Source organism: Cupriavidus sp. 05L411 (assembly GCF_056398045.1).
In genome coordinates this window covers 138,693-156,499 of the sequence record NZ_JBFTOQ010000008.1, presented here as the reverse complement: position 1 = coordinate 156,499, position 17,807 = coordinate 138,693, and the positions used below count along the sequence as shown (strand labels likewise).

Genomic DNA, 17,807 nt, shown 5'->3' with positions numbered 1-17,807 from the left:
TGATCTCCAATGACCGCGCTACCGGCTACCGGCTACCGGCCTGCGGGCTTACCGGGCGATGGTCAGCGCCAGCTGCAGCAGGCCATCCCAGGGCTCGGCCGGCATGCCTTCGGCGCGCAGGCCCTTGACCTGCCGGTCCAGCTTGGCGGCCATGCCCAGCGCCGCTTCCAGCTGCGCCAGCGAGAGGCGCTGCGCGGCCTGCGGCACCAGCTTTTCGCGCGGGCCCCAGATGCGCAGTTCACGCGTCAGGACACCAATCTGCTTGCCTGCCGCCAGCCCTTGCCGGACCTTGGATAATACGCGAATTTCCTCGGTCAGCGCCCACAGCACCAGCACCGTGGCCTCGCCCTCCCCGCGCAACCCTTCGAGCATGCGCACCAGGCGCGGCACGTCGCCGCTGAGCATGGCTTCGGAGAGCTTGAAGACGTCGTAGCGGGCCACGTTGAGCACCGCATCGTGCACCTGCTCGAAGGTCAGCGGACCAGCCGGATACAGCAGCCCGAGCTTCTGGATTTCCTGGTGAGCGGCCAGCAGGTTGCCTTCGACCTTGTCGGCGATGAACTGCAGCGCGCGCCGCCCCGGTTCGCCGGGCTCGACCCGTTGCTGCTGCAGCGCCAGCCGCTCGCCGACCCAGGCCGGCAGCCGGGTGCGGTCGACGGAATCAACCTTGATCGACACGCCGGCGGCGTCCAGCGCCTGGAACCAGGCCGACTTGGCCGTGGCGAAGTCCAGCCGTGGCAGCGTGATGAACATGACCACGTCCGGCGAAGGCTGGGCAGCCACCGCGCGCAGCGCCTCGCCGCCGTCCTTGCCGGGCTTGCCGGAGGGAATCCGCAGCTCGACGATCTTGCGGTCGCCGAACAGCGACATCGATTGCTGCGCCTGGACCACGTGGCCCCAGTTGAAGCCGCGCTCGGAGGACAGTACCTCGCGCTCCGTGAAGCCGGCCTCGCGTGCAGCCTGTCGCAGGCGGTCGACCGCCTCGAGCACCAGCAGGTGCTCATCGCCATGCACCACGTAGAGCGAAGCCAGGCCGCGTCCCTTGGCCTGGCGCAGGTGCGCTTCGAGTCCATCGAGCTTGAGCTGCATGCCGTGCGCTTCTTTCCTCTGTCCTTGCCGTATTGGGCGTATCTGGCCGGCGCTTCTCGCGCCGCTCAGATGGCCTTGACCGCGCTCAGCCGGCGAATCAGCTGCTGCACGATGTCGCGCTGCATGTCGCGATAGAGCTGCTGCTCTTCGTAATCCTTGGCTAGCGTGTTGGCTTCGTTGTAGGTCAGGTCACGCGTGAGCACCAGTTGCGACGGCGCGATCAGCTCCTGGCCGCCGGCATCACGCAGGCGGAAGGTGAAGCGCTGCGTCAGGCGGTACTCACGCACCACGCCGGTGGTGGTGATCGACAGCACTGTCTTGGTACGCGTGTCCTGCAGCACATCGAGCAGGGCATCCGCCTCTTTCGGGTCGGTCACGATCTGCGTGTCCGATCCGTTGCGGATGGCGCGGCGCAAATCGGAGCCCATCAGCGTATTGGGCGGAATGCTCACATACAGCCGCTTGAATGCGAAGTCCGCATTGCCGCGCATGTGAAACCCGCAGCCGCCCAGCAGGCCGGCCAGCAGCAGCGTGGCCAGGACCTTGCGGCGGCCCTGCAGCGGTCGATCCAGCTTCTGTCCATCCATGTGGGCAGCTCCCTTGTTGGCTTCTCTGACGCTAGTTACAGCGTCACGTTAAAGAACCACATTAACGAGGCGGCCCGGGACCACCACGATCTTCTTCGGCGCGGCGCCGTCAGCGAACTTGGCAACGATCTCGCTGGCGGCAGCCATGACCTCGATGGCAGCGCGGTCGGCAGCGGCCGGCACCTTCAGGCTGCCGCGCACCTTGCCGTTGATCTGCAGCACGAGGTCCAGCTCGCTTTGCACCAGCGCGGATTCGTCCACCTGCGGCCAGGCTGCGTCGAGCAAATCACCGTACTGCGTGGCGTAGCCGAGCTCTTGCCACAGCCCGTGGGTGACGTGCGGCACCACCGGATACAGCACGCGCAGCAGGATGCCCAGGCCCTCGCGGCGCGCGGCGGGCGTGGCCTGCTTGGCGTCTTCCAGCGCGTTGAGCATCTTCATGGTGGCGGACACCACGGTGTTGTACTGGATGCGCTGGTAGTCGTAGTTGGCCTGCTTGAGCACGCCGTGGATCTCGCGGCGCAGTGCTGCGTCGGCATCGCCGGACGGCACGGCATTGCCCGCCGCGGCAATCGCCTCGGCGTTGGCATAGCCGTAGTTCCACACCCGGCGCAGGAAGCGCGAAGCGCCCTCCACGCCCGAGCCGCTCCACTCGAGCTGCTGCTCGGGCGGCGCGGCGAACATGACGAACAGGCGCGCGGTGTCGGCGCCGTACTGGTCGATCAGGGCCTGCGGGTCAATGCCGTTGTTCTTGGACTTCGACATTTTCTCCACGCCGCCGATCACCACCGGCTGGCCATCCGCCTTGAGCACGGCGCCCAGCGGGCGGCCGCGCTCATCGGTGCTGACGTCGACTTCGGCCGGGTTGAACCAGGTCTTCTTGCCCGCCGCGTCCTCGCGGTAGTAGGTATCGTTGAGCACCATGCCCTGCGTGAGCAGGTTGGAGAACGGCTCGTTGAACGTGACCAGACCCATGTCGCGCATGACCTTGGTCCAGAAGCGGGCGTACAGCAGGTGCAGGATCGCGTGCTCGATGCCGCCGATGTACTGGTCCATCGGCATCCAGTAGTCGTTGCGCGCATCGACCATGGTGGCCGCGTCCGGGCAGGTATAGCGCATGTAATACCAGCACGAATCGATGAAGGTATCCATGGTGTCGGTCTCGCGGCGCGCCGGCTTGCCGCACGACGGGCAGGTGCACGCGAGGAAACGCGGATCCTTGGCCAGCGGGTTGCCGGTGCCATCCGGCACCAGGTCTTCCGGCAGCACCACCGGCAGGTCCTGCTCCGGCACCGGCACCACGCCGCAGTCGTCGCAATGGATCAGCGGGATCGGCGTGCCCCAGTAGCGCTGGCGCGAGATGCCCCAGTCGCGCAGGCGCCAGGTGATCTTCTTCTCGCCCAGGCCCTTGGCACCGAGATCGGCTGCGATGGCTTGCACCGCAGCCTTGTAGTCCAGGCCGTCGTATTTGCCGCTATGGATGCAGGTGCCGTGCTCCTTGTCGCCATACCACTCCTGCCAGGCTTCGGTGGAGAACGGCTGGCCCTTTTTGGCGTCAACCATGTCGACCACTTGCTTGATCGGCAGGCCGTACTTGTTGGCAAAGGCAAAGTCGCGCTCGTCGTGCGCGGGCACGCCCATCACAGCGCCGTCGCCGTAGCTCATCAACACGTAGTTGCCAACCCACACCTCGACCTGCTCGCCGGTAAGGGGGTGCACCACCTTCAGGCCGGTGGGCATGCCCTTCTTTTCCATGGTCGCCATATCGGCTTCCATCACCGAGCCGTGCTTGCACTCGTTGATGAAGGCGGCCAGTTCAGGATTGGTCGCGGCGGCATGGGTGGCCAGCGGGTGCTCGGCGGCGACCGCGCAGAAGGTCACGCCCATGATGGTGTCGGCGCGCGTCGTGAACACATAGAGCTTGCCGTCGCCGATCAGCTTGCCGTCGTCACCGGCGATAGCATGCGGAAACCCGAAGCGCACGCCCACGCTCTTGCCGATCCAGTTTTGCTGCATGATCTTGACGCGCTCGGGCCAGCCCAGGTCGTCCAGATCGCCGAGCAGTTCCTCGGCGTAATCGGTGATGCGCAGGTAGTACATCGGGATCTCGCGCTTTTCAACCAGCGCGCCCGAGCGCCAGCCGCGCCCGTCGATGACCTGCTCGTTGGCCAGCACGGTCTGGTCGACCGGATCCCAGTTCACCGTGCCAGTCTTGCGGTAGGCGATGCCCTTTTCCAGCATCTTGAGGAACAGCCACTGGTTCCAGCGGTAGTAGTCCGGGCTGCAGGTGGCGACTTCGCGCGACCAGTCGATGGCCAGGCCCATCGACTGCATCTGCCGCTTCATTTCAGCGATGTTGTTGTAGGTCCAGGCCGCAGGCGCCACGCCATTGTTGAGCGCGGCGTTTTCCGCCGGCATGCCGAACGCGTCCCAGCCCATCGGCATCAGCACGTTGTGCCCGTTCATGCGCAGATGGCGCGCCATCATGTCGTTGATGGTGTAGTTGCGCACGTGGCCCATATGCAGCTTGCCCGACGGGTAAGGCAGCATCGAGCAGGCATAGAACTTCGGCTTCTCGCTGCCGTCGGCCAGCTTCGCCTCTTCCGATACGCGATAGGCATCGATGGCTTGCCAGTGTTGCTGGGCGGCTTGTTCAACGGCTGAGGGAAGGTATTTGTCTTGCATGTTCAGGACAACGGCGCGGTGCGTCGGCGTGCGAAAAGCGTGGAAAAGATGAGCGGCGGGCAAGCCTTGCGGCGCCCGCCTGCGCTGGAACGGCGAAAGTGCCGATTATAACCGTCGGCACTTGCGGCGCAGGGCGTGCCGGGAGCCTTACTTCAGGCCAAGCACGTCCTGCATGTCGAACAGCCCGGCGGGCTTGTCGGCAAGGAAGCGCGCCGCGCGTAGCGCGCCCTCGGCATATGACTGGCGGCTGGACGACTTGTGCGTGATCTCGATGCGCTCGCCGGTGCCGGCGAACATCACGGTGTGGTCGCCCACGATATCGCCGCCGCGCACGGTGGCAAAGCCGATGGAATTGGGGTCGCGCGGGCCGGTGTGGCCTTCGCGGGCAAACACGCCGCAGGTCTTCAGATCGCGGCCCAATGCCTTGGCCACCACCTCGCCCATCGCCAGCGCGGTGCCCGATGGGGCATCCACCTTATGGCGGTGGTGCGCCTCGATGACTTCGATGTCGTAGCCGGACGACAGCAGCTTGGCGGCGACTTCCAGCAGCTTGAACGTGGCATTGACGCCCACGCTCATATTCGCGGAGAACACCACGCCAATGTGCTTGGCAGCTTCGGCGATGGCGGCACGGCCGGCGTCGTCAAACCCGGTGGTGCCGGTGACCACCTTGACGCCCAGGCGCCTCGCCGCTGCCAGGTGCACAAGCGTGCCCTCGGGCCGGGTAAAGTCGATCAGGCAGTCAGCGCCAGCGAGGGCAGCGTCGATATCCGAGGTGATCGCCACGCCCGTGACGCGGCCCAGCAGCAGCCCGGCATCCTGGCCCAGCGCCGGGGCACCCGGCACATCCAGTGCGCCCGACAGGGTGACGCCTTCGGTGGCGAGTACGTGTTCGATCAGCATGCGGCCCATGCGGCCGGAGGCACCTGCGATGGCGATATTCATGGCGTGTCAGCAGTCAAAATACAAGCCGGCCGCGTGACGCGGCCGGCATTCGGGCCTGAAGGCTCAGTTGGTCGGGCTGGCCGGGCCACCGGCCGCGGCGGACGAGGCGGCGGCAGCCGGAGCTGCCACCGCAGGCGCCGCGGCGGGAGCTGCATCCGGGGCTGCGGCCGGGGTTGCAGCCGCTTCCGAAGCCGCGGCAACGGTTTCGGCCGGTGCCTTGGGTGTCGGTGCCTTGCCCGCCTGCATGGCCTTCATGCCGTCGATTTCGGCAATCAGCTCGTATTCGGACGGCAGCTCGTCGCCACCGAACTTGACCAGCTTGTCGCCATCGAAGAACACGGTATAGCGGCGCTGCTGCACCACCGGCGTATTCCCGCGGCGGAACGAGAACACGTAGTCCCAGCGATTGCCGTGGAACACATCGGCCAGCAGCGGCGTGCCGAGCAGGAACTTGACCTGCTCGCGCGTCATGCCTTCACGCAACTGGGCGGCGGCTTCACGCGAGACAAAGTTGCCTTGCACGATGTTGATACGGTACGGCGTGATCGCATTGGCGACCTTGCGCGACGTATTGTCATAGGTGGAGCACGCTGCCGTTAGCAGGGTAGCTGCAGCCAGCACAGTAGTAACCAGCGTCGGACGCATGGCGGACGAACGAAATGAACGCATGTATCTCGCTTCTAGAAGGGAGAGAAAAGTGCCGATTCAGGCCCTCACGGCCCTTGCCGTGAGGCGGCAGCGGCGATGGGTCATCGCGAGCGCAGCCTAGGGCAGGTGACCGAGCCCCGGGCAACCGCCGGGGCGACTTTTGCCGCCAAAACCCTTATGATTCAACTATCCAGACATTGTACTCTAGGGAGTCACGCCCATGCCGAGTCCGGCGGACCTCAAAAATATCGGTCTTAAAGCGACCGTACCGCGTCTGAAGATCCTCGAGATCTTCCAGACCAGCGAGCAGCGCCACCTCAGCGCGGAAGATGTTTACCGCATCCTGCTCAACGAACAAATGGATATCGGCCTTGCAACCGTCTATCGCGTGCTGACCCAGTTCGAGCAGGCGGGGCTGCTGTCGCGCAACAACTTCGAATCCGGCAAAGCCATTTTCGAGCTGAATGAAGGCAAGCATCACGACCACCTGGTCTGCATCGATTGCGGCCGCGTGGAGGAATTCTACGACTCCGAGATCGAGCGTCGCCAGCAAAGCATCGCAACCGAGCGCGGCTTCGCGCTGCAAGAACACGCATTGTCGCTCTATGGCAGCTGCACCAAGCACGAGTGCCCCCACCGGCCCAAGCGCTAAGCCTGCGGCGGCGGCCTGCCGCGCAAACATAAAAAAACCGGCGCCAGCGCCGGTTTTTTTGTTTCAAGCCTGCTTCACGATTCCGTATGATCCTGCTCGGCAACGATGTGCAGGCCGCGCGCAACCGCCGGCACGCCGACGAATTCGCCCACGACCTGGCGGAACAGCCCGCGTGCCCATACCAGCATCGGGTGGGTGTTGCGGCTGCGGTGCCAGAACATGTTCAGGCCCAGCGTGGTATTGAGTTCTGCCGGCAAGGGGAAGGCCTTGAGGCCGTAGGTCTCGCAAGCCATGTCCTTGGTCAGCGCATTGACCGTAAAAATCATGTCGGTCTGCGCGGCCAGCTCCGATTGCGCGCGCCAGGAATGCACCGTCAGCGTGGCATTGCGCTTTAGCCCGCGCTGCTGCAACGCATAGTCCAGCGGGATCAGCGACGGTGCCGGACGGCCATTGCCGCCGGAATGCGCCATGAAGATGTGGCCGCAGTCGAGATACTGCTCGAGCGTGCAGGTGCCCTTGAGCACCGGATGGTTTTTACGCGCGCAAACCCAGAGGTTGAGCGAAGTCACCATCTCTTCAACGATTTCGGGATGCCGGGTCGGGAATGGCGAGAACGCCAGGTCCAGCTCGTTGCCGCGCATGGCGGCCACATCCGACTCCCAGGAATGGGATTCGACCAGCTTGATGTGCAACTCCGGCGCCAGTTGCTTGATGCGCAGGATAAAGCGGTTGAAGACCGTATCGCCCAGCTCGGCGGCAAAGCCAATGTTGAGGGTGCCGGTGGCGGTAGCGGGGTCGAAATTATCGGCGTCGCCCTCGTTGATCGAGGACCACAGGTCCAGCATGTCGCGAATCTTCGGCCCGAGTTCCAAGGCTCGCGGCGTCGGCGTCAGGCCGTGCGGCACGCGGATGAAGAGGGGATCGTCGAAAATCTCGCGAAGGCGGCCCAGCGAATGCGAAACCGCAGGTGCGGTCATATGCATTTTTTCCGCGACATAGGTCGCGTTTCGCTTGCTGAGCAGCTCGGTAAAAATCACGAGCAGCTTGGTATCCACATTCACCATGATCTCACCCAGGTTGGATTGGGAATTGGGAATGACCGTATCGTCACTTGCATTGGCTGCACATCGGTGTTTCCAGCACTTTCACAGTGTAAGAGCAAAGTGGGGAACGGAACAGGAATTCCGCGCCAGCCCCTTGCACCGTGCCGGCCTTCGTCCTTTTGCCAGGATCCTGGCAAAAGGACCCGCCTAGGCTCCCGATAGCTGGAGTTGCAAGCAGACGACAAAGCGGCATCCCGGGGAATGCCGCCTTGTTCCGTGCGCAAACCAACCTATCCCGGCAAACTTACTTGGCGACCACGCGAGCCATTTCCAGCACCTTGTTGGAATAGCCCCACTCGTTGTCGTACCAGCTCACGATCTTGACGAAGGTCGAGTCCAGCGCGATGCCGGCTTCGGCGTCGAAGATCGAGGTGCGTGCATCGCCGCGGAAATCCGTGGCAACCACCTTGTCTTCGGTGTAGCCCAGCACGCCCTTGAGCGCGCCTTGGCTCTGCGCCTTCATTTCGGCGCAGATCTCGGCGTAGGTAGCACCCTTTTCCAGCTCGACGGTCAGGTCGACCACGGACACGTCGGAGGTCGGCACGCGGAACGACATGCCGGTCAGCTTCTTGTTCAGCTCGGGAATCACCACGCCCACGGCCTTGGCAGCGCCAGTGCTCGACGGGATGATGTTTTCCAGGATGCCGCGGCCACCGCGCCAGTCCTTGTTGGACGGGCCGTCGACGGTCTTTTGCGTGGCGGTGGTGGCGTGCACGGTGGTCATCAGGCCGCGCTTGATGCCCCACTTGTCGTTCAGCACCTTGGCGACCGGCGCCAGGCAGTTGGTGGTGCAGCTGGCGTTGGAGATGATCGCCTCGCCCTTGTACGTGCCGTGGTTCACGCCGTACACGAACATCGGGGTGTCATCCTTGGACGGTGCCGACATGATCACCTTCTTGGCGCCCGCGTCGATGTGCTTCTGCGCGCCTTCCTTGGTCAGGAAGATGCCGGTGGATTCGATCACCACGTCGGCGCCGATCTCGCCCCACTTCAGTTCGGACGGATCCTTGACAGCGGTCAGGCGGATTTTCTTGCCATTGACGATCAGGGTGTTGCCGTCGACCGACACTTCGCCGTCAAAGCGGCCGTGCACCGAGTCGTACTTCAGCATGTAAGCCAGGTAGTCGGGTTCGAGCAGGTCGTTGATGCCGACGACTTCGATTTCCTTGAAGTTGGCTGCGGCTGCGCGGAACACCATGCGCCCGATGCGGCCGAAGCCGTTGATGCCGATCTTGATGGTCATGTTTATCTCCTGAGTAGGCTAACGATCGATGGATGCGGGAAAGCGTCTGCCGGCCCGCGCGGCCGAGTCGACCGCTGCGCGGGCCCGGGAATACCTGTTACTGACCGAGCGTGTCGCGCACGGTGCGCACGACGTTCTCGACCGTGAAGCCGAAGTGCTTGAACAATACGCCAGCGGGAGCCGATTCGCCGAAGGTGTCAATGCCCACCACGGCCTGGACCTGGTACTTCCACCAGAAGTCCGTCACGCCCGCCTCGACCGCCACGCGCGGCACGCCGGCCGGCAGCACCGATGCCTTGTAGGCGGCGTCCTGCTTGTCGAACACCGTGGTTGCCGGCACCGAGACCACGCGCACGTGCACGCCATCGGCGGCCAGTTGGTCGGCGGCGCCAACGGCCAGGCCGACTTCCGAGCCGGTGGCGATGATCACGGCATCCGGACGGCCGGTCTTGGGATTGTTGCCGGCGCGCAGCACATAGCCGCCCCGCGCGATATTGGCGCGGGTGGTGTCGTCACGCTTCTGGAACGGCAGGTTCTGGCGGCTGAAAATCAGGCAGCTCGGGCCGTTCTCGCGGCGCACGGCCTGGGCCCAGGCCACCGCGGTTTCGGTCGTGTCGGCAGTACGCCACACGTCCATGTTGGGGATCAGGCGCAGGCTGGCGACGTGTTCGATCGACTGGTGGGTCGGGCCGTCTTCGCCCAGGCCGATGGAGTCGTGGGTGAACACGAACAGCGTGCGGATCTTCATCAGCGCCGCCATGCGCAGGGCATTGCGGCTGTAGTCGGAGAAGGTCAGGAAGGTGCCGCCGTAGGGGATGTAGCCACCATGCAGCGTGATGCCGTTCATGATGGCGCTCATGCCGAACTCGCGCACGCCGTAGTTGATGTGGTTGCCCCAGGCATCGCCGCGCACGGCCTTGCTGCCGGACCAGTTGGTCAGGTTGGAGCCGGTCAGGTCGGCCGAGCCACCCAGGAATTCCGGCAGCACCGGCGCGAGCGCCTCAATGGTGTTCTGGCTAGCCTTGCGGGTAGCGATGGTTTCCGCCTTTTCCTCGCACTTGGCCAGGAAAGCGTCCACGGCAGCGTTAAACGCGCCGGGCAGCTCGCCGCGCATGCGGCGCTGGAATTCGCCGGCTTCGTACGGGAAGCGCTCCGCATAAGCCTCGAACAACGCGCTCCAGGCCTTTTCCAGCGAACCGCCGCGGGCCTTGGCATCCCATGCCGTATAGACTTCGGCCGGGAGTTCGAACGGAGCGTGTGCCCAGCCCAGCGCCTCGCGCGTGGCCAGGATTTCGGCGCCACCAAGCGGTGCGCCATGCACATCGTGGCCGCCTTCCTTGTTGGGCGCGCCCTTGCCGATCAGGGTACGGCAGCAGATCAGGGTCGGACGGTCGCTGTGCTTGGCTTCGGCGATGGCGGCATCGACGGCGGCGGCGTCATGGCCGTCCACCGCGCGAATCACATTCCAGCCGTAGGCTTCGAAACGCTTCGGGGTGTCGTCGGCGAACCAGTGCACCACGTCGCCGTCGATCGAGATGCCGTTGTCGTCCCAGAGCGCGACCAGCTTGTTCAGCTTGAGCGTGCCGGCCAGCGAGCAGGCCTCGTGGCTGATGCCTTCCATCAGGCAGCCGTCGCCCAGGAACACATAGGTGTGGTGGTTGACGATGTCGAAGCCCGGGCGGTTGAATTCCTCGCCCAGCAGGCGTTCAGCCAGCGCCATGCCGACCGCGTTGGTCAGGCCTTGGCCCAGCGGGCCGGTGGTGGTTTCCACGCCCGGGGTGATGCCATATTCCGGGTGGCCTGCCGTCTTGCTGTGCATCTGGCGGAAGTTCTTCAGTTCGGCCAGGGGCAGGTCGTAGCCGGTCAGGTGCAGCAGCGCGTAAAGCAGCATCGAGCCGTGGCCGTTGGACAGCACGAAGCGGTCGCGGTCAGCCCACTTGGGGTTGCTCGGGTTATGCTTCAGATGACGGCCCCACAGCGCAACCGCGATATCCGCCATGCCCATCGGCATGCCGGGGTGGCCTGAATTGGCCTGCTGAACGGCGTCCATGGCCAGGACGCGGATGGCGTTGGCCATGAGTTGGACGGGCTGCGAAGCGTGCGGACTGGCGGCGGGATGAGCGAGGTGAGACATGCGGCGGGAACCTGGCGGCGGGAAAAGCGCAATTTTACCAGATCAAAGGGGGGAGTTAGGCCACCCGGCGGCCCCGCCTGGCGGCCATCTGCAATGGACCGAATGGCTTTCCCCAGGCGTTGGCACCACCTTGGGCCAGATTCGGCTGCTCGCGGCGATGCGCTCGCCGTACCAGCAAATCGAGATTGGCGAGCATCCCCGCTTTGGCCGGATCTTCCGCCTTGACGGCCGCATCATGAGCGCGGAAGCGGACGCCTTCATCCAGCATGAGCTGATGGTGCACCCCATGGCCGTGGCCCATGGCGCGGCGCGCTCCGCGCTGGTGGTGGGTGGCGGCGACGGCGGCTCGGCGCATGAATTGCTGCGCCTGCCCTTCATGCGCGAGGTGGTGGTGGCCGAACTCGACCCCGATGTCGTGACGCTGGCGCGGGCCTGGCTGGACGGCATCCACCAGGGCGCCTTCGAGGATCCACGCGTGCACCTCGCCATTGGCGACGCGCTGGGCTTGATGGAAGCCTTTGGCCGTGCGGGGCGGCAGTTCGACCTGATCGTATTCGATCTGACCGAGGCCGACGACGGCAGCCCGGCGGCTGCGCTCTTCTCCAACCACGGCCTGCAAACCGCCCGGCGCTGCCTGGCGCCCGGCGGCGCGCTGTCCCTGCACCTTGGCCCGCCGGAACACCGCCCCGATTCGGTCCGCGTGCTCGCCGCGCGCTTGCGGCAGTGCTTTGCGCAAGTCCACCCCATCACCACCTTCATCCCCGTCTACGGCGCGCAATGGGCCATCGCGCTGGCCAGCGACACCCTCGACGTGCGCGGCGCCGATGCCGCGCAGCTCGACGAGCGGCTGCGCGCCTGGAAGCTCGACCGCAAGCTGCGCTGCTACCACGCCGCGCTCCATCCGGCCTTGTTCGCCCTGCCCCTGCACCTGCAGGCGCTTTTCGACAGCGCCTGCGCACCCGCGTAAGATGCTCGTTCGCACCGCGAGTCTTGCCGCCCAGGCAAGCCCCGCGCGGCTTCCCGTAACCAGGAGACGATCATGACAAGACCGGCCAACACCCCCTGGCTCACCCCCTACCTGACGGTGGGCAACGGGCGCAGCGCGCTCGACTTCTACCACCGCGCCTTCGGTTTCAGCGCGGGGAATGTGGTCGACGAAAACGGTGTGCCGACGCACGCCGAGATGCACTACCACGGCGAGCTCGTCGTGATGTTCGCGCCCGAAGGCGCCTGGGGCAGCACCGCGCGCGCGCCCCGCTCGCTCGGCGTCGAATGCCCGCAGACGTTCTACGTCTACTGCGACGATGTCGATGCCATGCACGCGCGTGCCGTCGCCGCCGGCGCGGTCAGCCTGATGGCGCCCGCCGACCAGTTCTGGGGCGACCGCTACTGCATGGTCGAGGATCCCGATGGCTACCGCTGGGGCTTCGGCAAGCCGGTGGACAAAGCCGCCGGCAAGAACGAGGACGGATCCGCCTGATGCCGCCTCGCTTTTTCATTGATGCCGCGTTGGCCGCCGAGACCGACATGCCGTTGCCCGAAGCCGTGGTGCGCCATGTCCAGGTGCTGCGGCTCAACCCAGGCGACGACATCACCCTGTTCGACGGGCGCGGCGGCAGCCATGCGGCTACCCTGGTCGAAATCGGCAAGCGCCATGCGCTGGCGCGGATCGGCAGCCACGATCCGTTCGAGGCCGAGCCGCCGTTCCACGTCACGCTGGCGCAGGGTCTGGCGGGCGGCGACAAGATGGACTGGCTGATCGAGAAATCCGTCGAGCTTGGCGTTGCCGCCATCCAGCCGCTGCAGGCGGCCCGCTCCGTGGTCCGGCTCTCGGGGGAGCGGGCGCAGAAACGCCAGGCGCACTGGCAGGCGCTGGTCGAGGCCGCATGCGAGCAATGTGGACGCAATCGCTTGCCGGAGGTCGCGCCAGTCGCTAACGTGGAATCCTGGCTAGGCCTGCAGGCAAAGCCCGCGGCGGCCCAAGAGGGGGCGCGGCTGCTGGTATCGCCGCGGGCCTCGCAGTCGCTGGTATCGTTTGCCACCGAGCAGCGCAATGCGTTGCTGGACCGCGGCGTGACACTGCTGATCGGGCCCGAAGGCGGGCTGGCGCCGGACGAGGAAGCGGCGGCGCTGCGCGCCGGTTTCACGGGCGTGTCACTCGGGCCGCGCATCTTGCGTACAGAAACAGCCGGGCTTGCTTGCCTGGCCACGCTCAACGCGGTACTGGGCGGATTTTGACGGCACCCGGCCATCCCGGCCCGGCGCCACACTCACCGGAAGGAGTCGATCATGGGACTACTCGATAGCGTGCTGGGCGGAGTGCTCGGGCAGCGCGGCAGCGGCGAAGCGGGCGCTGGCGGCCTGAACCCCAAGATGATGATGGCGCTGGGGCTGCTGGCCATGCTGGCCATGCGCCATAAGGGCGGGGACAGCAGCAGCGGCGGCGCGCAGGATCCGGCCTCGGCAGGTGCGGGGGGCCTCGGCGGCCTTGGCGGACTGCTCGGCGGGCTGCTGGGCGGCCAGGCCGGCGGCGCGCCCGCGTTGGGCGCAGCGGCCGGCGGCATCGGCGCCTTGCAGCAGGTCCTGGCCCAGGCCGGCCTGGGCGAACAGGTCAACTCGTGGATCGGCACCGGCGCCAACCAGGCGGTCTCGCCGTCCGCGCTGGCCAGCGCATTGGGTGGTACCGGCGCGCTGGAGAGCCTGGCTGAAAAGACAGGCCTGTCCCAGGACGATGTCGCAGCCCATCTCAGCGAAGGACTGCCGGAGCTGATCGACAAGCTGACGCCGCAAGGCCAGGTACCGCCGGCGGCATAACCCCGCGCCCTGCCGGCAAAGCAAAAGGCCCGCTGCTAGCGGGCCTTTTTTATCTTGCTGTCTTCGCTACAGGCGGCTGGCGCTCATGCGAAGGAGTAGAACACGCGGAACTGCACCTTGCGCTCGGCCCAGAACTCGGCCGCATCACGGAACACATCTAACAGAACCTCGCGCCCTTCCTTGTCGAACTTCTGCGCAATCGGCAGGCCTTCGAGCACGATCACGAAACCGGGCTGCGGGCCCGCCTTGTAGATCAGGTCGGTCAGGCAATCGGCCAGCGCATCGAAATTCTTGCCGAAATGCTTGGGAAAGAGGAAGTTGGTGGCGATGGTTTCCAGCACTTCCGCCTTGCTCTGGCAATGTGCGCAGTTCGCATACAGGAAATGCTGGCCCAGCTCCACGGCGGCCTGAGCGAGTTCGGGCACGCGAAACGCGCGGATCGACTGGACGATGTTTGGACGCACCGTCTTGAACAGGGTCATGGCTCCCTCTTGGCTGCCGTCAGTGCCGGCTGCGGGAACGGGTGCGAGCGGCGGTTGTTGCGAGAGCTCGTTGCGGGGCATCGTCAACACGTTGTCGTAAAGATTCTGGGCCTGGGTCTGGGCCCGCTGCCAGCCATCTCCGGCGCCGCGCTCTTCGCGGGCGGCAAGGGCGTCGCCCAGTCCGAAAATGTCAGTCATCATTTGGCTATCCGTTTGAAACTGTTGTAGTGGTCGTCCGTGTAGTAACAGTCGTTGGTGGCGCGTTGATCACCGCCACATACGATCCGTCGTGCTCCTCGATTTCGGCTGTTTGTCTTCACCGTGTATTCGCGGTAGTAATTGCGCGACCTTTGCGGCAGGGCGCGCTCGTAGTTGCCGAACCTCGAGCCATCCTTGGCATAGGGAAACGGGCCACCCGCTTCGATCCGCTCCAACGTGGACTGTGCCTCGTTGGGCAACTGTTGTACTGCGATGGTTCCCGTGCCGTCATCGGCCGCCTGGCGTGCCAGCACCGGCTGCGCCAGCGCGCACGACAACGCCACGCTCGCCAACACCCGGCTTGCCACTCGCGCCAGACCGGCGACTGAAATCCATTGTGATGCGCGCTGCGTCAAAGGAATCTGGGAACCCACGTTGCTTGTCTTGATTTGAGGACACCAACCAAACGATCCCGGCGCCGCTGCGCGGTTGCCGCGCCACCTAAACTGCCCATTTTGCCTGCGCCCCGGACGGCCTGCGCGTAAATCGACAGCTTCGTCGCGCGTGTAACGAGCGCGTACTTCAAAGGCATAAGGTTACGCCCATGCTAATAAATAATCAATCCCCGCCCCCGGGCAGAGTGGAAAACCTCAATTGTTTCAACATGTTAAGAAAATGTGTGCACACACTGACGGGGTGCCGGCGGCAGTAAAAAGACAATAAAAAAGCCGGGCAAGCCCGGCTTTTCAAGACTGACAGGGGTTTAGCGCTTGGCTGCCGCGTCCACCACCACCAGTGACGTCATATTGACGATACGCCGCACCGTGGCCGAAGGCGTCAGGATGTGGACAGGCGCCTTGACGCCAAGCAGGATCGGCCCGATCGCCACATTGTTGCCCGCCGCGACCTTGAGCAGGTTGTAGGCGATGTTGGCAGCGTCGATATTCGGGCACACCAGCAGGTTGGCCTCGCCCTTGAGGGTGCCGTCCGGCACCAGCGTGTCACGCAGCTTCGGGTCCAGCGCGCAATCGCCGTGCATCTCGCCATCCACCTCGAGATCCGGGGCGCGCTCGCGCAGGATCGCCAGGGTTTCGCGCATTTTCTGCGCCGACGGCGCTTCGGATGTGCCGAAGTTGGAGTGCGACATCAGCGCCACCTTGGGGACGATGCCGAAGCGCTTGAGCTCTTCAGCGGCCATCAGGGTGATCTCGGCCAGTTGGCCAGCGGTCGGGTCGATGTTGACGTGGGTGTCGACCAGGAAGATCTGCCGGCCCGGCAGGACCAGCCCGTTCATCGCCGCATACACCTCGTTGGTGCCACCCAGGATCTGATCGATGTAGCGCAGGTGCGCGGCAGTCGTGCTGACCGTGCCGCAGATCATGCCATCGGCCTCGCCCTGCTTGACCAGCATCGCGCCGATCAGCGTGGTGCGGCGGCGCATTTCCAGCTTGGCGTACTGCTGGGTGATGCCCTGACGGGCCATCATCTTGAAGTACGCCTCGGAGTAGTCGCGGAAACGTGCGTCGTGTTCCGGGTTGACCACGGTGAAGTCGATGCCGCCGCGCAGGCGCAGGCCAAAGCGCTCGATGCGGTGGGCGATGACGGCCGGGCGGCCGACCAGGATCGGGTTGGCCAGCTTTTCGTCGACGATCACCTGCACCGCGCGCAGCACACGCTCTTCCTCGCCCTCGGCGAAGACGATGCGCTTCTTCTCCATGTCGACCTGGCGGGCAGCCGCGTAGATCGGCTTCATCAGGGTGCCGGAGTGGTACACGAACTGCTGCAGCTGCAGGCGGTACGCGTCCATGTCCTTGATGGGGCGCGCGGCCACGCCGGACTTCATGGCGGCCTCGGCCACCGCCGGCGCGATCTTGACGATCAGGCGCGGATCGAACGGCTTGGGAATCAGGTACTCAGGGCCAAAGGACAGGTCCTGGATGCCATAGGCAGTGGCGACGATGTCGCTCTGCTCCTGGCGGGCCAGTTCCGCGATCGCATGCGCCGCGGCGACTTCCATCTCACGCGTGATGGTGGTGGCGCCGCAGTCCAGCGCGCCGCGGAAGATGAAGGGGAAGCACAGGACGTTGTTGACCTGGTTCGGGTAGTCGGTACGGCCGGTGGCGATCACCGCGTCCGGACGGACTTCCTTGACCAGCTCCGGCAGGATTTCCGGGTTAGGGTTGGCCAGGGCCAGCACCAGCGGCTTGTCGGCCATGCGCTGGACCATGTCCTGCTTGAGCACGCCGGCAGCGGACAGGCCCAGGAAAATATCGGCGCCATCGATCACTTCTGCCAGCTTGCGCTTGTCGGTCTTTTGCGCGAAGCGGGCCTTTTCCGGGTCCATCAGCTCAGCGCGGCCTTCATAGACCACGCCAGCCAGGTCGGTCACCCAGATATTCTCGATCTTCATGCCGAGGTCGAGCAGCAGATCCAGGCAAGCCAGCGCCGCAGCACCCGCGCCGGAAGCCACCAGCTTGACCTTGCTGATATCTTTGCCGACCACGGTCAGGCCATTGACCACGGCCGCGCCGACCACAATGGCGGTGCCATGCTGGTCATCGTGGAAGACGGGAATCTTCATGCGCTCGCGCAGCTTGCGCTCAACGTAGAAGCACTCGGGTGCCTTGATGTCTTCCAGGTTGATGCCACCGAAGGTGGGCTCGAGCGCGGCGATGATCTGCACCAGCTTCTCGGGGTCCTTCTCATCGAGTTCGATGTCGAACACGTCGATGCCGGCGAACTTCTTGAACAGGCCCGCCTTGCCTTCCATCACCGGCTTGGAAGCCGCCGGGCCGATATCACCCAGGCCCAGCACGGCGGTGCCGTTGGTGATCACGCCGACCAGGTTGCCGCGCGCGGTGTAGCGGAATGCATTAAGGGGATCGGCGACGATTTCCTCGCACGCGTAGGCCACGCCCGGCGAGTACGCCAGGGCCAGGTCACGCTGGTTGGATAGCGGCTTGGTCGGCGTAACGGAGATCTTGCCCGGGGTCGGAAACTCGTGATATTCCAGGGCAGCTTTGCGCAGCGCCTCACGCTGCTGCTGCTTCAGGTCGTCTTGGGGCGTGGGCTGCTGGGGACTGGTCATCGGCGCATCTTCCGGTCGGTGGAGCCGTTAATCACGTATGGGACACGAAATGGCGGGTCGGCTCCACGTACCCGCAGTCTCTTCCTTTGGAACCTGGCATTTTATATTGTGAAATATTATTTCACAATAAGCGTTTTGC

At 65.0% G+C, this 17,807-nt stretch carries 16 protein-coding genes; 5 read left to right on the top strand and 11 right to left on the bottom strand.

All coding sequences use genetic code 11. The annotated features are described in order from the left end of the window. Positions 1-48: 48 nt before the first annotated feature. The 5 genes from holA to AC1DQR_RS11985 form a co-directional block, all read right to left on the bottom strand. Positions 49-1,089 (bottom strand): DNA polymerase III subunit delta, encoded by a 1,041-nt coding sequence (gene holA, locus AC1DQR_RS12005; RefSeq protein WP_416049672.1) that lies wholly within the window; start codon positions 1,087-1,089, stop codon positions 49-51. Positions 1,090-1,154: 65 nt separating this feature from the next. Next, entirely contained in the window at positions 1,155-1,676 is a 522-nt protein-coding gene (locus AC1DQR_RS12000; protein WP_052494686.1) for an LPS-assembly lipoprotein LptE, read from the bottom strand. Between the two features lie 48 nt (positions 1,677-1,724). Beyond that, complete coding sequence (gene leuS, locus AC1DQR_RS11995; RefSeq protein WP_416049673.1) at positions 1,725-4,361, bottom strand: leucine--tRNA ligase; 2,637 nt, start codon at positions 4,359-4,361, stop codon at positions 1,725-1,727. A gap of 147 nt (positions 4,362-4,508) precedes the next feature. After that, positions 4,509-5,306, bottom strand: coding sequence for a 4-hydroxy-tetrahydrodipicolinate reductase (gene dapB / locus AC1DQR_RS11990; protein ID WP_416049674.1), 798 nt, complete (start codon positions 5,304-5,306; stop codon positions 4,509-4,511). 63 nt (positions 5,307-5,369) lie between these two features. Further along, the gene (locus AC1DQR_RS11985; protein WP_416049675.1) at positions 5,370-5,975 is read right to left on the bottom strand and encodes an outer membrane protein assembly factor BamE; all 606 of its coding nucleotides are present in this window, start codon (positions 5,973-5,975) and stop codon (positions 5,370-5,372) included. Positions 5,976-6,174: 199 nt separating this feature from the next. Between AC1DQR_RS11985 and fur the strand changes: the two genes are divergently transcribed. Continuing rightward, positions 6,175-6,606 (top strand): ferric iron uptake transcriptional regulator, encoded by a 432-nt coding sequence (gene fur / locus AC1DQR_RS11980; protein ID WP_043349559.1) that lies wholly within the window; start codon positions 6,175-6,177, stop codon positions 6,604-6,606. A gap of 74 nt (positions 6,607-6,680) precedes the next feature. On the opposite strand, the gene AC1DQR_RS11975 is transcribed toward fur, so the two are convergent. The 3 genes from AC1DQR_RS11975 to tkt form a co-directional block, all read right to left on the bottom strand. Continuing rightward, positions 6,681-7,670, bottom strand: a complete 990-nt coding sequence (locus AC1DQR_RS11975; protein WP_150985932.1) for a LysR family transcriptional regulator — start codon at positions 7,668-7,670, stop codon at positions 6,681-6,683. 283 nt (positions 7,671-7,953) lie between these two features. After that, positions 7,954-8,952 (bottom strand): type I glyceraldehyde-3-phosphate dehydrogenase, encoded by a 999-nt coding sequence (gene gap, locus AC1DQR_RS11970; protein WP_043349563.1) that lies wholly within the window; start codon positions 8,950-8,952, stop codon positions 7,954-7,956. A 97-nt stretch (positions 8,953-9,049) separates the two neighbouring features. Next, positions 9,050-11,086 (bottom strand): transketolase, encoded by a 2,037-nt coding sequence (gene tkt / locus AC1DQR_RS11965; protein ID WP_416049676.1) that lies wholly within the window; start codon positions 11,084-11,086, stop codon positions 9,050-9,052. A gap of 130 nt (positions 11,087-11,216) precedes the next feature. Here tkt and AC1DQR_RS11960 point away from each other — a divergent pair, with 130 nt between their 5' ends. The 4 genes from AC1DQR_RS11960 to AC1DQR_RS11945 all read left to right on the top strand — a co-directional run bounded on the left by AC1DQR_RS11960 (position 11,217) and on the right by AC1DQR_RS11945 (position 13,900). Then, positions 11,217-12,053 carry a spermine/spermidine synthase domain-containing protein gene (locus tag AC1DQR_RS11960; protein ID WP_416049677.1) on the top strand — a complete coding sequence of 279 codons (837 nt, stop codon included), beginning with the start codon at positions 11,217-11,219 and terminating at the stop codon, positions 12,051-12,053. A gap of 72 nt (positions 12,054-12,125) precedes the next feature. Beyond that, positions 12,126-12,566 (top strand): VOC family protein, encoded by a 441-nt coding sequence (locus AC1DQR_RS11955; RefSeq protein WP_416049678.1) that lies wholly within the window; start codon positions 12,126-12,128, stop codon positions 12,564-12,566. Further along, positions 12,566-13,324, top strand: a complete 759-nt coding sequence (locus AC1DQR_RS11950) for a 16S rRNA (uracil(1498)-N(3))-methyltransferase (protein WP_416049679.1) — start codon at positions 12,566-12,568, stop codon at positions 13,322-13,324. Before AC1DQR_RS11955 ends, AC1DQR_RS11950 begins: the two co-directional genes overlap by 1 nt. Positions 13,325-13,375: 51 nt before the next feature. Next, positions 13,376-13,900, top strand: a complete 525-nt coding sequence (locus tag AC1DQR_RS11945; protein ID WP_477133070.1) for a YidB family protein — start codon at positions 13,376-13,378, stop codon at positions 13,898-13,900. Between the two features lie 83 nt (positions 13,901-13,983). On the opposite strand, the gene AC1DQR_RS11940 is transcribed toward AC1DQR_RS11945, so the two are convergent. From AC1DQR_RS11940 to AC1DQR_RS11930, 3 genes are all read right to left on the bottom strand, one after another. Continuing rightward, positions 13,984-14,583 (bottom strand): barstar family protein, encoded by a 600-nt coding sequence (locus AC1DQR_RS11940; RefSeq protein WP_174422986.1) that lies wholly within the window; start codon positions 14,581-14,583, stop codon positions 13,984-13,986. Further along, the gene (locus AC1DQR_RS11935; RefSeq protein ID WP_416050385.1) at positions 14,580-14,936 is read right to left on the bottom strand and encodes a guanyl-specific ribonuclease; all 357 of its coding nucleotides are present in this window, start codon (positions 14,934-14,936) and stop codon (positions 14,580-14,582) included. Before AC1DQR_RS11935 ends, AC1DQR_RS11940 begins: the two co-directional genes overlap by 4 nt. Positions 14,937-15,343: 407 nt before the next feature. Next, positions 15,344-17,668 carry an NADP-dependent malic enzyme gene (locus tag AC1DQR_RS11930; RefSeq protein WP_416049681.1) on the bottom strand — a complete coding sequence of 775 codons (2,325 nt, stop codon included), beginning with the start codon at positions 17,666-17,668 and terminating at the stop codon, positions 15,344-15,346. Positions 17,669-17,807 lie beyond the last annotated feature (139 nt).

Bases quoted from the DNA above. Each gene is read 5' to 3' on its own strand.
- holA (WP_416049672.1), bottom strand. From the start codon at position 1,089: ATGCAGCTCAAGCTCGATGGACTCGAAGCGCACCTGCGCCAGGCCAAG.
- AC1DQR_RS12000 (WP_052494686.1), bottom strand. From the start codon at position 1,676: ATGGATGGACAGAAGCTGGATCGACCGCTGCAGGGCCGCCGCAAGGTC.
- leuS (WP_416049673.1), bottom strand. From the start codon at position 4,361: ATGCAAGACAAATACCTTCCCTCAGCCGTTGAACAAGCCGCCCAGCAA.
- dapB (WP_416049674.1), bottom strand. From the start codon at position 5,306: ATGAATATCGCCATCGCAGGTGCCTCCGGCCGCATGGGCCGCATGCTG.
- AC1DQR_RS11985 (WP_416049675.1), bottom strand. From the start codon at position 5,975: ATGCGTTCATTTCGTTCGTCCGCCATGCGTCCGACGCTGGTTACTACT.
- fur (WP_043349559.1), top strand. From the start codon at position 6,175: ATGCCGAGTCCGGCGGACCTCAAAAATATCGGTCTTAAAGCGACCGTA.
- AC1DQR_RS11975 (WP_150985932.1), bottom strand. From the start codon at position 7,670: ATGGTGAATGTGGATACCAAGCTGCTCGTGATTTTTACCGAGCTGCTC.
- gap (WP_043349563.1), bottom strand. From the start codon at position 8,952: ATGACCATCAAGATCGGCATCAACGGCTTCGGCCGCATCGGGCGCATG.
- tkt (WP_416049676.1), bottom strand. From the start codon at position 11,086: ATGTCTCACCTCGCTCATCCCGCCGCCAGTCCGCACGCTTCGCAGCCC.
- AC1DQR_RS11955 (WP_416049678.1), top strand. From the start codon at position 12,126: ATGACAAGACCGGCCAACACCCCCTGGCTCACCCCCTACCTGACGGTG.
- AC1DQR_RS11950 (WP_416049679.1), top strand. From the start codon at position 12,566: ATGCCGCCTCGCTTTTTCATTGATGCCGCGTTGGCCGCCGAGACCGAC.
- AC1DQR_RS11945 (WP_477133070.1), top strand. From the start codon at position 13,376: ATGGGACTACTCGATAGCGTGCTGGGCGGAGTGCTCGGGCAGCGCGGC.
- AC1DQR_RS11940 (WP_174422986.1), bottom strand. From the start codon at position 14,583: ATGATGACTGACATTTTCGGACTGGGCGACGCCCTTGCCGCCCGCGAA.
- AC1DQR_RS11930 (WP_416049681.1), bottom strand. From the start codon at position 17,668: ATGACCAGTCCCCAGCAGCCCACGCCCCAAGACGACCTGAAGCAGCAG.